Genomic DNA, 544 nt, shown 5'->3' on the forward strand with positions numbered 1-544 from the left:
GCGGGTCGATGCCGAGCCGGTCGGCGATCCCCGCGCCCGAGAACCGCTTCGTGCTCTGGCTGCGAGGCCTCGACCTGCCCCGCCGTCCCGGCTGGATCGGCGGCGTCTGCGCGGGGATCGCCGACCGGCTCGGCATCGACCCGCTGATCGTGCGCGGGATCGTGCTCGTCGTCGCGGTGCTGGGCGGGCCCGCGCTCCTCCTCTACGCCGCGGCCTGGCTGCTGCTGCCCGACCAGGACGGCGCCCTGCCGGTGGAGCGGCTGCTCCGCGGCTCGCTCGACCGGGTGCACGCCGGGATCGGCGTCCTCGTGCTCGCCTCGATGCTGCCGGTGGCGCAGGGCTTCTGGTCGCTCGGCGGCGCGTACACCGGGGCGATGCCCTGGGCGCCCGCGACCGGGCGGACGCTGTGGTCGCTCGTGGTGCTCGGGCTGATCGTGGCCTTCGTGGTCTGGATCGTGCGGCGGAGCCGGCGATCGGACGACGCGGCCGCTCACCCGGCCCAGGGCTCCCCGTCCGCACCCCCCTCCGCGACGCTCCCCTACCC

The 544-nt window shown here is 76.7% G+C and carries 1 protein-coding gene; it reads left to right on the forward strand.

All coding sequences use genetic code 11. The features are described from left to right. Positions 1–50 precede the first annotated feature (50 nt). On the forward strand, positions 51–544 hold a 494-nt coding region (locus tag C5C29_RS16755), incomplete at its 3' end, for a PspC domain-containing protein (protein WP_181128847.1).

The organism is Rathayibacter sp. AY1H2 (assembly GCF_002931985.1).
In the GTDB taxonomy this organism is placed as follows: domain Bacteria; phylum Actinomycetota; class Actinomycetes; order Actinomycetales; family Microbacteriaceae; genus Rathayibacter.